At 68.8% G+C, this 15,110-nt stretch carries 3 protein-coding genes; all 3 read left to right on the top strand.

The annotated features are described in order from the left end of the window. Positions 1 to 11,689, top strand: an 11,689-nt coding sequence (locus V0R62_RS26040; protein ID WP_408005740.1) for a non-ribosomal peptide synthetase, incomplete at its 5' end; no start/stop codon positions are given. 108 nt (positions 11,690 to 11,797) lie between these two features. After that, positions 11,798 to 12,952 (top strand): macrolide transporter subunit MacA, encoded by a 1,155-nt coding sequence (gene macA / locus V0R62_RS26035; protein WP_330105742.1) that lies wholly within the window; start codon positions 11,798 to 11,800, stop codon positions 12,950 to 12,952. A gap of 2 nt (positions 12,953 to 12,954) precedes the next feature. Then, complete coding sequence (locus V0R62_RS26030) at positions 12,955 to 14,958, top strand: MacB family efflux pump subunit (RefSeq protein WP_330105741.1); 2,004 nt, start codon at positions 12,955 to 12,957, stop codon at positions 14,956 to 14,958. Positions 14,959 to 15,110: the final 152 nt, after the last annotated feature.

The raw sequence follows: 15,110 nt of genomic DNA, 5'->3' as shown, positions 1-15,110 counted from the left end.
TTTCCGTATCGAACTGGGCGAGATCGAGACACGCCTGGGCGAGTGCCCGGGTGTGCGTGACGCCGCCGTGATCGTGCGGGAGGACGCGTCGGGTGATAAGCGCCTGGTGGCCTATTTCACGGGCCATCAGGCGATCGCCGAACTGCACCGCCAGCTGCAAGGCCGGCTGCCGGACTACATGTTGCCATCCGCCTATGTACAACTGGACGCGCTGCCGCTGACCGCCAACGGCAAGCTCGACCGCCGCGCCTTGCCACAACCGGGCAGTGAAGCGCTGGTCAGCCGTGCCTTCGAGGCGCCACAGGGCGAGATAGAAAGCGCGCTGGCGGCGATCTGGGCTGAGCTGCTCAAGATCGAACGGGTCGGCCGCCATGACCACTTCTTTGAACTGGGCGGCCATTCGCTGTTGGCCATGCGACTGGTGTCCCAGGTGCGCCTGCGCCTGGGGGTGGAGCTGCACTTGGCGGATCTGTTCGCCAATCCCGAGCTGGCGGCGTTGGGGCAGGTGCTGGCCAATGCGGGTCACTCTGAGCTGCCGGCGATTGTCGCGGTTGACCGCGAGCAGCCCCTGCCGTTGTCGTTCGCCCAGCAGCGCCTGTGGTTCCTGGCCCAGCTGGAGGGTGGCAACCAGGCCTATAACGTGCCGCTGGCCCTGGGCCTGCGCGGGGCACTGGATGTGGATGCGCTGGAGCGCGCCCTGCTGTGCATCGTTGCCCGTCATGAAGGCCTGCGCAGCCGCTTCGTGCCCGCAGGCGACAGCGCCGAGGTGCACGTCGCCGCCACGCCGCAACCGGGTTGGCTGCGACGCCTGAGCCTGGCGCCCGATGACCTGGCCACGCACCTGCAGGCCGAGGCCGCCGAGCCGTTCGACCTGGTCGCGGGACCACTGTTGCGCGCCAGCCTGCTGCGCCTGGAGGATCAGCACCATGTGCTGCTGCTGACCCTGCACCATATCGTCGCCGACGGCTGGTCCCTCGGGGTGCTGACCCGCGAGCTGAGCGCGCTGTACCCGGCCATGTGCCAGGGCCAGGAGGATCCGTTGCCGGCCCTGACCATCCAGTACGGCGACTATGCCGTGTGGCAGCGGCGCTGGCTGGCCGGCGAGCAGTTGCAACGCCAGGCCGACTACTGGCGCAAGGCTCTGGATGGCGCGCCGACCCTGCTGAGCCTGCCGAGCGATCGGCCACGGCCGCCACGCCAGGACTTCAGCGGCGCCAGCCTGGCGCTGCTGCTGGATGCGCGCCTCGGTGCCGGCCTGCGGGCCCTGGCCCAGCGGCATCAGGCGACCCTGTACATGGTGTTGCTCAGTGCCTGGGCCGCGACCTTGTCGCGGCTGTCCGGCCAGAGTGAAGTCGTGGTGGGCTGCCCGGTGGCCGGGCGCGGCCATGCCGAGCTGGAGCCGCTGGTGGGATTGTTCGTCAACACCCTGGCGCTGCGCATCGACACGTCGGGCGCGCCGAGCAGCGAACGCCTGCTGACCCAGGTAAAGGCACGCCTGCTCGACGCCCAGGCGCATCAGGACTTGCCGTTCGAGCAGGTGGTGGAGATTGTCCGCCCGGCGCGCAGCCTTGGCCATACGCCGTTGTTCCAGACCACGATCAACTGGCTGGCCACCGAGGGGGCCGTGCCGAGTTTGGCGGGGTTGCGCCTGGAGGGCGTGGCCCAGGCCAACCAGGTGGCCAAGTTCGACCTGTCGCTGAGCATGGGCGAGCAGGGCGAGGCGCTGGTCGGCAGTATCGAGTACGCCACGGCGCTGTTCGATGAAAGCAGCGTGCGCCGTTTCGCCGGCTACTTCGAGAGCCTGTTGCAGGCCATGGTCGCCAACGACCAGGCGCCGCTGGCCGAGGTCGAGCTGGTAGGCGATGTCGAGCGCCGTCGCCTGCTGCATACCTTCAACAGCAATGCCCGGGCATTCCCGATCCGCCAGACCCTGCCGACCCTGATTGAGGCCCAGGTAGCCCGTGCCCCAGAGGCGCTGGCCGCCGTGGCCGGCGATGCACGGCTGAGCTATGGCGAGTTGAACCAGCGCGCCAACGCCCTGGCCCATCACCTGATCGAACTCGGCGTAGGCCCCGACGACCGGGTCGCGGTGGTCGCCCGGCGCGGGCTGGATACCCTGGTGGCGCTGCTGGCGGTGCTCAAGGCCGGTGGCGCCTATGTGCCGGTTGACCCGGCGCATCCGGATGAGCGCCTGCGCTACCTGCTCGATGACAGCGCCCCCGTGGTGGTCCTGGCCCAGCAGGCGCTGCTGGCACGCCTGGACGGGCTGGCCGTGCCCGTACTGGCCCTGGATCGGCCGGACTGGCCGGCGCGCACGGGTAACCCCGAGCGGCCCGGCCTGTTGGCCAGCCACCTGGCCTACGTGATCTACACCTCAGGCTCCACCGGCCAGCCCAAGGGCGTGATGGTCGAGCACCGTAGCCTGGCCAATCTGGTGCACTGGCACTGCAAGGCCTTCGAGCTGGGCGCCGGCGAACACACCGCCAGCATTGCCGGCTTCGGCTTCGACGCCATGGCCTGGGAGATCTGGCCGGCCCTGTGCGCCGGCGCGGTGCTGCACCTGCCGCCGGCCGAGCTGGGCAACGAGCAGCTCGACGGGCTGCTGGCCTGGTGGCTGGAGCAACCGCTGAAAGTGGCTTTCCTGCCAACGCCGGTCGCCGAATACGCCTTCACCCAAGGACTGCGCCATCCGACCCTGCGCACCTTGCTGATCGGCGGCGACCGCCTGCGCCAGTTCACCGGCGACCCGGGCTGCGTGGTGGTCAACAACTACGGTCCCACCGAGGCGACGGTGGTCGCCAGCTCCGGCCTGGTGCTGCCGGGTGGGACGCTGGACATCGGCCGGCCGATTGCCAATGCCCGGGTCTACCTGCTGGACGAGGCGCGGCAACTGGTGCCGTGCGGCGTGGCCGGCGAGCTCTACGTGGGCGGTGCCGGGGTGGCGCGTGGCTACCTGAACCGAGCGCAACTGACGGCCGAGCGCTTCCTCGACGATCCGTTCAGCAAAGAGCCCGGTGCCCGCATGTACCGCACCGGCGACCTGGCTCGCTGGAACGCCGACGGTACCCTGGATTACCTGGGCCGCAACGACGACCAGGTGAAGGTGCGTGGCCTGCGCATCGAGCTGGGCGAGGTCGAGGCGCAGCTGCTGGCCTTGCCCGGCGTCGCCGAAGCGCTGGTGCTGGCCCGCGAGGACCAGCCCGGCCAGCCGCGCCTGGTGGCCTACTACATCTCCGCCACCGAGGCGCAACCGGTCGGCTCCCTGCGCGCCGCCCTGCAGCAGCGTCTGCCGGCCTACATGGTACCTGCGGCCCTGGTGCGCCTGGATGCCTGGCCGCTGACCGCCAACGGCAAGGTCGACCGTCGGGCGCTGCCGTTGCCCGAGCGCGAGGCGTCGGCCAGCCAGGCCCACGAGGCCGCCGAGGGCGCGCTGGAAATGGCCCTGGCCGAGCTGTGGTGCGAGCTGCTGCAGCTGGAACGGGTAGGGCGGCAGGACCGCTTCTTCGAACTGGGCGGCCATTCGCTGCTGGCCATGCGCATGGTCGGCCAGGTGCGTGCGCGCCTGGGCCGCGAGCTGTCGTTGGGCGAGCTGTTCGGCGATGACCGCCTGCTGGCGGTGGCGGCAACCCTGGCCGAGCGTGGCGGCGAGGTGCTGCCGGCCATCGAGCCGATGCCCCGTGGCCAGTCCCTGCCGCTGTCGTTCGCCCAGCAGCGCCTGTGGTTCCTGGCGCAAATGGACGATGCCAGTGCCGCCTACCATATTCCCCTGGGCCTGGCCTTGCGCGGCCCGCTGGACCGTGCGGCGTTGGAGCGGGCGCTGGCACGCATTGTCGAGCGTCATGAAAGCCTGCGCAGCCACTTCACCCAGGAAGGCGCCGAGGCGCGGGTGCGGGTGGCCCCAGGGCGCGGTGGCTTCACCCTGGCCTGGCACGACCTGCGTGGCGCCGCGCAGCAGTTGCCCGAACTGATGCAGGCCGAGGCGCTGCTGCCCTTCGACCTGGCGCACCAGTTGCCGGTGCGTGGCCGCCTGTTGTGCCTGGCGGCGGAGCATCATGTGCTGCTGCTGACCTTGCACCATATCGTCGCCGACGGCTGGTCGATGGGCGTGTTCACCCAGGAGCTGGCGGCGCTGTACCAGGCCTTCAGCGAAGGGCGCGACGACCCGCTGCCAGCGCTGGCGATCCAGTACGGCGACTACGCCCTGTGGCAGCGCCGCTGGCTGGCCGGCGACGCACTGCAGCGCCAGGGCGACTACTGGCGTCAGGCCCTGGCCGGTGCGCCAGTGCTGCTGACCCTGCCCACCGACCGGCCGCGACCAGCCCGTCAGGACTATCACGGTGACCGCGTCGACATTCGCCTGGACCGGCGCCTGAGCGAAGACCTCAGGGCGCTGTGCCTGCGCCACGGGGTTACCCCGTTCATGCTGTTCGGTGCGGCCTGGGCGGTACTGCTGGCGCGTCTGTCCGGCCAGGCCGAAGTGGTTATCGGCACCCCGGTGGCCAACCGTCGGCAGGCCGAGGTCGAAGGGTTGATCGGGTTGTTCGTCAACTCCCTGGCCCTGCGCATCGATACCACCGGACTGCCCGATGTCGGCGTGCTGCTGACCCGGGTCAAGGCCTGCGTCAGCCAGGCCCAGGACCATCAGGACCTGCCGTTCGAACAGGTGGTGGAACTGCTGCACCCGCCGCGCAGCCTGGCCCATACCCCGCTGTACCAGGTGTCGCTGGCCTGGAACGGCGTGCCGGGCGAGGCCTTGCATCTCAATGGCCTGCAACTGGAGGGGCTGGGCGGCGCGCAGATCTTCGCCAAGTTCGACCTGACCCTGAGCCTGGGCGAGACCGCCGACGGCTACGGCGGCGCCCTGGAGTTCGCCACGGCGCTGTTCGACCGGGCGACCATCGAACGCCATGTCGGCTACCTGGAGCAACTGCTGTGGGCGATGGCCGGCAGCGACCAGGCGGTGCCGGCGAAGGTCGAGCTGCTGGGCGCCGCCGAGCGCCGCCAGGAGTTGGTGACCTGCAATGCGAGTGAGCTGGTCGGCGGTCTGCAGCAACCGCTGCAGGCGTTGTTCGAGGCGCAGGTGACGCGTACGCCGCAGGCCATTGCAGTACAGGCCGAAGATGGCCAGTTCAGCTATTGGCAATTGAACGAGGCGGCCAACCGCCTGGCCCATCAACTGATCGCCCAGGGCGTGGTCGCCGACAGCCGGGTCGCGGTGTGCCTGGCCCGTGGGCCGCAGCTGCTGGTGGGGCTGCTGGCGGTGCTCAAGGCCGGCGGTGCCTACGTGCCGCTGGATCCGGGCTACCCCGACGAGCGCTTGGCCTACATGCTTGCCGACAGCGCGCCGCTGGCGTTGCTGGTGGATGCCGGCAGCCGAGGGCGCTTCGTCGACAGCGCGGTGCCGCGCCTGGACCTCGACCAGCCGACCTGGGCCGGGCAGTCGCCGGACAATCCGCAGGTCCCGGGTCTTGGGGCCCGCCACCTGGCCTATGTGATCTACACCTCTGGCTCCACCGGCAAGCCGAAAGGGGTGATGGTCGAGCACCGCAGCCTGTGCAACCTGGTGCACTGGAGTTCGCGGCTGATCGCCCCGACCGTCGAGGGCGCGCTGCTGCACAAGACCCCGGTGAGCTTCGACGCCTCGGTGTGGGAACTGTTCTGGCCGCTGTGCGCCGGCCTGCGCCTGGTGCTGGCACGCCCGGACGGCCAGCGCGATCCGGCGTACCTGGCGGCGCTGATCCAGCGCCAGCGGGTCAGCGTTGTGCAGTTCGTGCCGGCGCTGCTGCAGCAGTTCCTCGCCCTGGAGGCCAGCGTTGGCTGCGACAGCCTCACCGATATCGTCTGCGGCGGCGGCGAGCTGACCACGGCGTTGCTGCAACAGGTGCGCGAGCGTCTGCCTCAGGTACGGCTGCACAACGTCTATGGCCCGACCGAGGCCTCCGTCGACTGCAGCGCCTGGACCCTGGAACCCGGGCAAGCGCTACCTGAAAGCGCGCCACCGATCGGCCGGCCGATTGCCAATACCCGGCTCTACGTGCTTGACCGCAACGGCCTGCCGGTGCCTCGTGGCGTGGTGGGCGAGCTGCACATCGGCGGCGTCGGCGTGGCTCGTGGATACCTGGGCCTTGCGGAACTGGACGCCGAGCGTTTCGGTGACAGCCCATTCGTGGTCGGTGAGCGCCTGTACCGCAGCGGCGACCTGGTGCGCCGCCGCGCCGACGGCGAGCTGGAATTCCTCGGCCGCGACGACTTCCAGGTCAAGCTGCATGGCCTGCGCATCGAACTGGGCGAGATCGAGGCCTGCCTGGCCAACCATCCCGCCATACGTGAAGCGGCGGTGCTGCTGCGTGGCGAGCGGTTGGTCGCCTGGTTCACCGCCCATGGCGAGGCGCCCGGGATCGAGGCGTTGCGCCGGCATGCCCTGGCGCAGTTGCCGGACTACATGGTGCCGTCGGCCTATGTGGCAATGCCGGCCATGCCACTGACCGCCAACGGCAAGCTTGACCGCCAGGCGTTGCCCGAGCCCGGCGCCGAGTCCGTGCTCAGCCGTGCCTACGAGGCGCCGCAAGGGGAGGCCGAAACCCATCTGGCGGCGTTGTGGGCCGAGTTGCTGAATGTGCCGAGGGTAGGGCGCCAGGATCACTTCTTCGAACTGGGCGGCCACTCGCTGCTGGCGGTGACCTTGATCGCTCGCTTGCGTGCCGAAGGCCTGGAGGCGGATATCCGCGTGCTGTTCGCCGAGCCGACCCTGGCCGCCCTGGCCGCGACCCTGGGCCAGCATGGCGGGACCCGGGTGCCGGTCAACCGTATTGGCGCCGACTGCCGACGCATCACACCGGACCTGCTGCCGCTGGCGGCGCTGGAGCAGGCGGCCATCGACCAAATCGTCGCCCAGGTCCCGGGCGGCGCCGCCAACGTGCAGGACATCTACCCGCTGGGGCCGTTGCAGGCGGGGATTCTCTACCACCACCTGGCCAGCGAGGGTGACGATCCGTACCTGTTGCAGGCGCGTTTCGCCGTGGCCGACCGCGCGCGGCTGGAGGCCCTGCAGCGGGCCTTGGACCAGGTCATCGCCCGTCACGATATCCTGCGTTCCTCTCTGTACTGGGACGGCCTCGCCGAGCCCGTACAGGTGGTGTGGCGCCAGGCATCGCTGCCGGTACAGGAGGTGGCGCCGGAGGCACCGCAGGTCCTGCGCCTGGACCTGACCCGCGCACCCATGCTGCGCCTGCTGCACAGCCAGGACCCGGCCAGCGGGCGCATCACCGCGACCTTGCTGTTCCATCACCTGGTCATGGACCACGTGGCCCAGGATGTGCTGCGCGCCGAACTGCAGGCCTGCCTGCTCGGCGAGCAGCGCCAGTTGCCCGCGCCGGTGCCGTACCGCAACTACATCGCCCAGGTGCTGCAGGGCGCGGACGAGGCCGAGCACGAGGCATTCTTCCGCGAACAGCTGGGCGACATCGACGAGCCGACCTTGCCCTATGGCCCGCATCCGCTGGCCCATCAGGGCGCCGAGGCCGAAGCCCGGATACTGCTGGATGACGGGCTGGCGCGACACCTGCGCGAGCAGGCGCGATTGCTGGGCGTCGGTGCCGCCAGCCTGATGCACCTGGCCTGGGGGATGGTGCTGGGGCAGTTGTCGGGGCGCGACAGCGTGGTGTTCGGCACCGTGCTGCTCGGTCGCCTGCAGGGTGGCGAAGGCGTGGAGCGCGCCCTGGGCGTGTTCATCAACACCTTGCCGCTGCGCCTGGAGGTGGGCCGCCTGCCGGTGCGCGAGGCGTTGCTCGACACTCACCGCCGGCTTACCGGGTTGCTGGTGCACGAGCATGCGCAACTGGCCCTGGCCCAGCGTTGCAGCGCGCTGCCGCCCGGCGCACCGCTGTTCAGCGCCTTGCTCAACTACCGCCACAGCACCACGGCCATGGTCCACGACAGCGCGGCCGGGCGTGCCTGGGAGGGCATCGAGCTGCTGCATGCCGAGGAGCGTAGCAACTACCCGCTGGCCCTGAGCATCGACGACCTGGGCGAAGCCTTCGGCCTGACCGCGCAGTGTGCGCCGGGCCTGGATGCGCGGCGTCTGTGCGGCTATCTGCAGCAGGCCCTGGAAAACCTGGTCGAGACCCTGGCGCAGGATCCCGAGCGAGGCCTGGAACAGCTGGATATCGTGCCGGCCGAGGAACGCCAGCGGCTCCTGGTGGGCTACAACACCACGCAGCGCGACTACCCGCGCCAACTGCCCGTGCAGCGTCTGTTCGAACAGCAGGTGGCGCGGCATCCGCTGGCGCTGGCGGCGCGCCACGATGAACGCCAGCTCACCTACGGCGAGCTCAACGAGCAGGCCAACCGCCTGGCCCATTGGCTGATCGGCGAGGGCGTGGCGGCAGGCGACTCGGTGGCGATCCTGTTGCCGCGTTCGTTGCCTTTGCTGGTGGCGCAGCTGGCCGTGCTCAAGTGTGCGGCCATCTACGTGCCGCTGGACATCAACGCTCCGGCCGAACGCCAGGCGTTCATGGTCCAGGACTGCCAGGCCGTGGCGCTGCTGACCCTCGGCAGCCTGGCGGCGGAGTTCGAGGCGCGGCGCATCGACCTGGACTGCCTGGCCCTCGACGACCAGCTGGCGCACAACCCGAACCTCACGCAGGACGCCGACGCGGTGGCCTATGTGATGTACACCTCCGGCTCCACCGGTACGCCGAAGGGGGTGCGGGTAACCCACCGCGGCATCACCCGGCTGGTGCTGAACAACGGCTATGCCGACTTCGACGCCAGCGATCGTTTCGCCTTCGTCTCCAACCCGGCGTTCGATGCCGCCACCCTGGATGTCTGGGGCGGCCTGCTCAACGGTGGCCAGGTGCTGGTGATCGATCACCAGACCCTGGTCGAGCCGAAGCAGTTCGCCAGCGCGTTGCGCCAGGGCGACGCCAGCGTGATGTTCGTCACCACGGCACTGTTCAACCAGTATGTGCAGCTGATCCCTGAGGCCCTGGCCGGGCTGCGCGTCCTGCTGTGCGGCGGCGAGCGCGGCGAACCCGCCAGCTTCCGGGCGTTGCTGGCGCGGGCGCCGAACCTGCGCCTGGTACACTGCTACGGGCCCACCGAGACCACCACCTTCGCCACCGCCTGCACCGTGCGGGCCTTGGCCGACAGCGCCGAGCATGTGCCGATCGGCGGCCCGATCGGCAACACCACGGCCTATGTCCTCGATGCGCACGGGCGCCTGTTGCCCGAAGGCGTGACCGGCGAGCTGTACATTGGCGGCGACGGCGTCGCCCTGGGCTACCTGAATCGCCCGCAACTGACGGCTGAGCGCTTCCTCGACGATCCGTTCGCCAGCGTGCCCGGCGCCAGACTGTACCGCACCGGCGACCTGGCCCGCTGGCGCGAGGATGGCCAGCTGGAGTGCCTGGGACGCACCGACGACCAGGTGAAAATCCGTGGTTTCCGCATCGAACTGGGCGAGATCGAGCAGCACCTGGCCCTGTGCCCGGGCGTGGACGAAGTCGTGGTCATGGCCCTGCGCCTGGAGCAGGGACCGCTGCGCCTGGTGGCCTGGTACACCCGCACCGACACGGCCCTCGATGGCGTGGCGTTGCGCGGTTTCCTGCGCGAACGGCTGCCGGAGTACATGCTGCCGGCGGCGTTCGTCGCGCTCGAGGCGTTGCCGTTGACCAACAATGGCAAGGTCGACCGCCGGGCGCTGCCGCTGCCGGGCGTGCAGGACCTGGCCGTGGCGGTGTTCGAGGCCGCTGCAACACCGGTGGAGCAGGCGTTGGCCGCGCTGTGGGCGCAGGTGCTGGAGGTCGAGCGGGTAGGGCGGCATGACAGCTTCTTCGAACTGGGCGGGCATTCGCTGTCGGCGATCCGCCTGGTGGGCGAGATGCGCCAGGCCGGCCTGAACACGACCCTGGCGGAGCTGTTCCAGCACCCGACCATAGCCACCCTGGCACCCCGCCTGGGCGAAGGCACGGACGACGATGAAGGCCTGGTCACGGTGCGCGCCGCCGGCAGCCAGCCTGCACTGTTCCTGATCCACGAGTTCAGTGGCCTTGACCTGTACTTCCCGGTCCTGGGGCGGCATATCGCCGGTGACTTCCCCATCTACGGCCTGGCCGGCGTCGCCTTTGGGGAGGCGCAACTGAACACTATGGAGTGTCTGGCGGCACGTCTGGTACGGCTGATCCGCGCCGTGCAGCCGCACGGGCCGTACCGGCTGGCGGGTTGGTCGTTCGGCGGCGTGCTGGCCTACGAGGTGGCCGCGCAGTTGCTGGGCGCGGACGAGCCGGTGGCCTTCGTCGGCCTGATCGACACCTACGTGCCGCGCCTGAGCGACCAGGGCAAGGCACGTTGGCAAGGGCCGCACCTGCTGCAAGGGCAGCTGTTGCTGCACTGCCGGGTGCACTGGCAGGCCCAGGGCGAGGCGGGGGCCGCGCAACTGGCCGAGATCGAAGCATTGCAGCCTGGGGCGCTGGCGTTCGACGCGCTGCTCGCCCATTGCCGTGAGCGGCAACTGCTGGTGCCCAGCCTGGTCCGGGCCAGCGATGGGCAATTGCGCCACTTCTTCGAGCGTCACCTGGCCCATGGGCATGCCCTGGCCCACTACCGTCTGGCACCGTTGCCGGTGCCGCTGCACCTGTTTGTGGCCGAGCAGCGCAGTGCTGGCATCGTCACCGACAGCCCGACCCTGGGCTGGGTCGAGGCGTTGCCGGGGCAGGCGCTGCATTGCCTGAGCGTGCCGGGCGATCACCAGAGCATGGTGCAGGACCCGCAGGCGGTGGTGCTGGGCCAGGCCATCGCCCAGGCGCTGCAGGCCGCGCCCGGCCTGGTGCCGCCGGCGCACCAGCCGCTGTTGGCGATCCAGAGTGGTTCGCCGTCCCATGTCCCGGTGTTCTGCGTGCCAGGGGCCGGCGACAGCGTGACCAGCTTCATCGGCCTGGCCGAGGCGCTGGGGCCGGACTGGCCGGTGCACGGCCTGCAGGCCCGTGGGCTGGCTGCGGGCGAGGTGCCGCACAGCGCGGTGGAGGCCGCCGCCGACTGTCATGTCCGGGCCATCGAGGCGTTGTACCCCGAAGGCCCGCTGAATCTGGTCGGGCATTCGTTCGGTGGCTGGGTGGCCCATGCCATGGCGGCACGCTTGCAGGCCAAGGGGCGCGAAGTGCGCTCACTGACCTTGATCGACAGCGAGGCGCCGGGCGCGGGGGGCAGTTGCGGCAAGCCGTACACCTTCACCGAGGCCTTGCAGCGGCTGATCGAATCGTTGCAACTGTCCACCGGCAAGTCGTTGGGCATCGAACCAGTGGCCTTCGCCGAGGCCGAGGACCGGGAGCAACTGCGTCAGTTGCACGCAGCCATGGTACGGGTCGGCCTGATGCCGTCGCGCTCCACGCCGCAGGCGCTGGAGGGCGTGGTGCGGACCTTCGCCACGGCCCTGCGCACGGTGTATTGCCCCAAGGGTGGTTTCAACGGCCTGGCACGGCTGGTACTGGTGGCCGACCCGAGCCTGGACGCCGCCGGCAACCGGCGCGAGCAGCAGGCCATGGAGGAGGGCTGGCGCGAATGGCTGCCGCAGTTGGAGGTATGGCAGGGGCCGGGCAACCACTTCAGCATCCTCAAGGTGCCGGATGTGTTCAGCCTGGCGGCGTGGTGGCATGACGGGCAGGCCTTGTATCACGGCAGGGTGAAGCAGTAACACCGTCGTGGGCGCGGGTTTGCGCCGTGGTGGCGTCGCCTGGGTTGGCGCCATCGCGGGGCAAGCCCGCTCCCACGGGACCTCAGCGGATTCTGGAAGAACGGTTTTATGGAAAAGACGAAGTTTCGCAAGATCACCCTTGGGGTTGCCGCGGCCCTGGTCGCCGGCATCGTGTTGTACGCGGTGCAGGCCCCGGCCAAGCCGCCGCAGTACATCACCGCCACGGTCGAGCGTGGCGACATCGAGAACGCGGTGCTGGCCACCGGCACCCTGGAGGGCATCCGCCAGGTGGATGTCGGCGCCCAGGTTTCCGGGCAGCTCAAGTCGCTGAAGGTCAAGCTCGGCGACAAGGTCAGCGAGGGCCAGTGGCTGGCCGAGATCGACCCGCTGGTGCTGCGCAACACCTTGCGTCAGGCCGAGGTCGACGAGGAGAAGCTGCAGGCCGAGCGGCGCTCGGTGCAGGCCAAGCTCAAGCAGGCCAAGCGGGTTTATGAGCGCTATGAGGTGCTGCAGGATGACGAGTCGATCTCGCGCCAGGACTTCGAAAGCGCCGAGTCCGAGTTCGAGGTGCAGCAGGCCAACCTGCGTTCGCTGGACGCGCAGATCAAGAGTGCCCGGGTGCAGATCGACACCGCCAGGGTCAACCTCGGCTACACCCGCATCAGTGCGCCGATCAATGGCCATGTGGTGGGCATCGTCACCCAGGAAGGCCAGACGGTGATCTCCAACCAGCTGGCGCCGGTGATCCTCAAACTGGCCGACCTCGACACCATGACCATCAAGGCCCAGGTGTCCGAGGCCGATGTGATCCATATCAGTCCCGGTCAGCAGGTGTACTTCACCATCCTCGGCGATGACCAGCGTTACTACGCCAAGTTACGCGGTACCGAGCCCGCACCGCAGAACTACCTGGAGAGCAGCGACAAGAGCAGTGGCGCGGCCAAGCAGGCCAGTGCGGTGTTCTACAATGCGCTGTTCGAGGTGCCCAATCCCGAGCACCGCCTGCGCATCTCGATGACCGCCCAGGTGCGTATTGTCCTCGACACCGCCCAGGGCGTGCTCACCGTGCCGGTGGCGGCGCTGGGGCCGCGCGACGCCGACGGCAGCTTCCCGGTACGGGTAATCGACGGCAAGGGCTTCGCCCAGGTGCGCAAGATCCAGGCGGGGATCAACAACAACGTCAAGGTGCAGGTCAAGGACGGCCTGGCCGAAGGCGACCGGGTGGTGATCGGCGAGCCGGTGTCGGGCGAGGCGGGGGCGTGAGCATGAACATGACCGTCGAGCTGTCACCGCAGCTGGCGCGGCCCGCGGACCAGCAGCAGCCGCTGCTGCGTCTGCAAGGGGTCAGCCGTAGCTTCATGGCCGGCGACCGCGAGTTCCTGGCGCTCAAAGGCATTGACCTGCAGATCCATGCCGGCGAGCTGGTGGCGATCATCGGCGCCTCGGGCTCGGGCAAGTCGACCCTGATGAATATCCTCGGCTGCCTGGACCATGCCAGCGCCGGCAGCTACCAGGTCAGCGGCCAGGAAACCCGCGACCTGGACGACGACGCCCTGGCCGCGCTGCGCCGCGATCATTTCGGTTTCATCTTCCAGCGCTATCACCTGTTGCCGCACCTGGATGCCCTGCGCAACGTGGAGGTCCCGGCGGTGTATGCCGGCGTGCCCCAAGCCGGGCGCCATGCTCGCGCCCGCGAACTGCTCGACCGGCTGGGCCTGGGCAGCCACATGGCGCACCGCCCGAGCCAGCTGTCCGGTGGCCAGCAGCAGCGGGTGAGCATCTGCCGGGCGCTGATGAACGGCGGCGAGGTGATCCTCGCCGACGAGCCCACCGGCGCCCTCGACTCCACCAGCGGCAAGGAGGTGATGAACATCCTGCTGGAGCTGCACGGCGCCGGGCACACGGTGATCCTGGTGACCCACGACCCCAAGGTGGCCGCCCACGCCGAGCGGATCATCGAGGTCAGCGATGGGCAGATCGTCAGCGACCGCCGCACCCGGCCCGAGGCGCCCACGCCGGCCACCGAGGCCACGCCGGCCCGCGAACAGGCGCCGCGGCGGCTGGTGGCCAGCCTGGGGTTGTTCCGCGAGGCCTTCAAGATGGCCTGGATCGCCCTGGTCTCGCACCGTATGCGCACCTTGCTGACCATGCTCGGGATCATCATCGGCATCACTTCGGTGGTGTCGATCTCGGCCATCGGCGAAGGCGCCAAGGGCTACGTGCTCAAGGACATCCAGGCGATCGGTAGCAACACCATCGACATCTATTCGGGCACCAGTTTCGGCGACAGCCGGGCCAAGGCCATCGAGACCCTGATGCCGGCGGATGTGACGGCGCTCAACGAACTCTACTACGTCGACAGCGCCACCCCGGTGATTGGCAAGAGCTCGCTGGTGCGCTACCGCAACATCGACGTTGATGTGCAGCTCAACGGTGTCAGCGAGCAGTACTTCCAGGTGCGCAACATTCCCCTGGCCGCGGGGATCGTGTTCAGCGCCGACGACGCCCGGCGCCAGGCGCAGGTGGTGGTGATCGACCACAACACGCGCAAGCGGCTGTTCGGCGACGGGGTAAACCCGCTGGGGCAGGTGATCCTGGTCGGCAAGCTGCCCTGCACGGTGATCGGCGTGACCGCCGAGAACAAGAACCTGTTCGTCGCCGGCAACACGCTGAACGTGTGGATGCCCTACGAAACCGCTGCCGGGCGCGTGCTTGGCCAGCGTCACCTGGACAGCATCAGTGTGCGGATCAAGGATGGCATGCCGAGCAAGCGGGTCGAGGAGGAGGTCAACAAGCTGATGCTGCAGCGGCACGGGACCAAGGACTTCTTCACCAACAACCTCGACAGCATCATGCAGACCGTGCAGAAGACCAGCCGTTCGCTGACCCTGTTGTTGTCGCTGATCGCGGTGATTTCGCTGGTGGTGGGGGGGATCGGGGTGATGAACATCATGCTGGTGTCGGTCACCGAGCGGACCCGGGAGATCGGTATTCGCATGGCGGTGGGGGCGCGGCAGTCGGATATCCGTCAGCAGTTTCTGGTGGAGGCGGTGATGGTCTGTCTGATCGGTGGGGTGATCGGGATTGGGTTGTCCTATGGGGTCGGGTATTTGTTTGCTTTGTTCGTCAAGCAGTGGGAGATGGTGTTTTCGCTGGGGTCGGTGGTTACGGCCTTTGTGTGTTCTACGTTGATTGGGGTTGTGTTTGGGTTTGTGCCGGCTCGGAATGCGGCGCGGTTGGATCCTATTGAGGCGCTGGCGCGGGATTAGGATATGTTGGTTGTTGGTTGTTGGTTGTTGGTTGTTGGTTTTAGTTGGTTTTGATAGTTGTATGCGCATTCATTTGCGATGTCGACGCTTATTCACCTTTCCGCCCTTACGGCGGGTTACTTTGGTCTTGGCCAAAGTAACCAAAGCCGTTG

The sequence above is a fragment of the Pseudomonas carassii genome, from assembly GCF_036324045.1.
In the GTDB taxonomy this organism is placed as follows: Bacteria; Pseudomonadota; Gammaproteobacteria; order Pseudomonadales; family Pseudomonadaceae; genus Aquipseudomonas; species Aquipseudomonas peradeniyensis.
The sequence above is the reverse complement of the archived record's forward strand: the minus strand, read 5'-3'. Positions and strand labels throughout refer to the sequence as shown.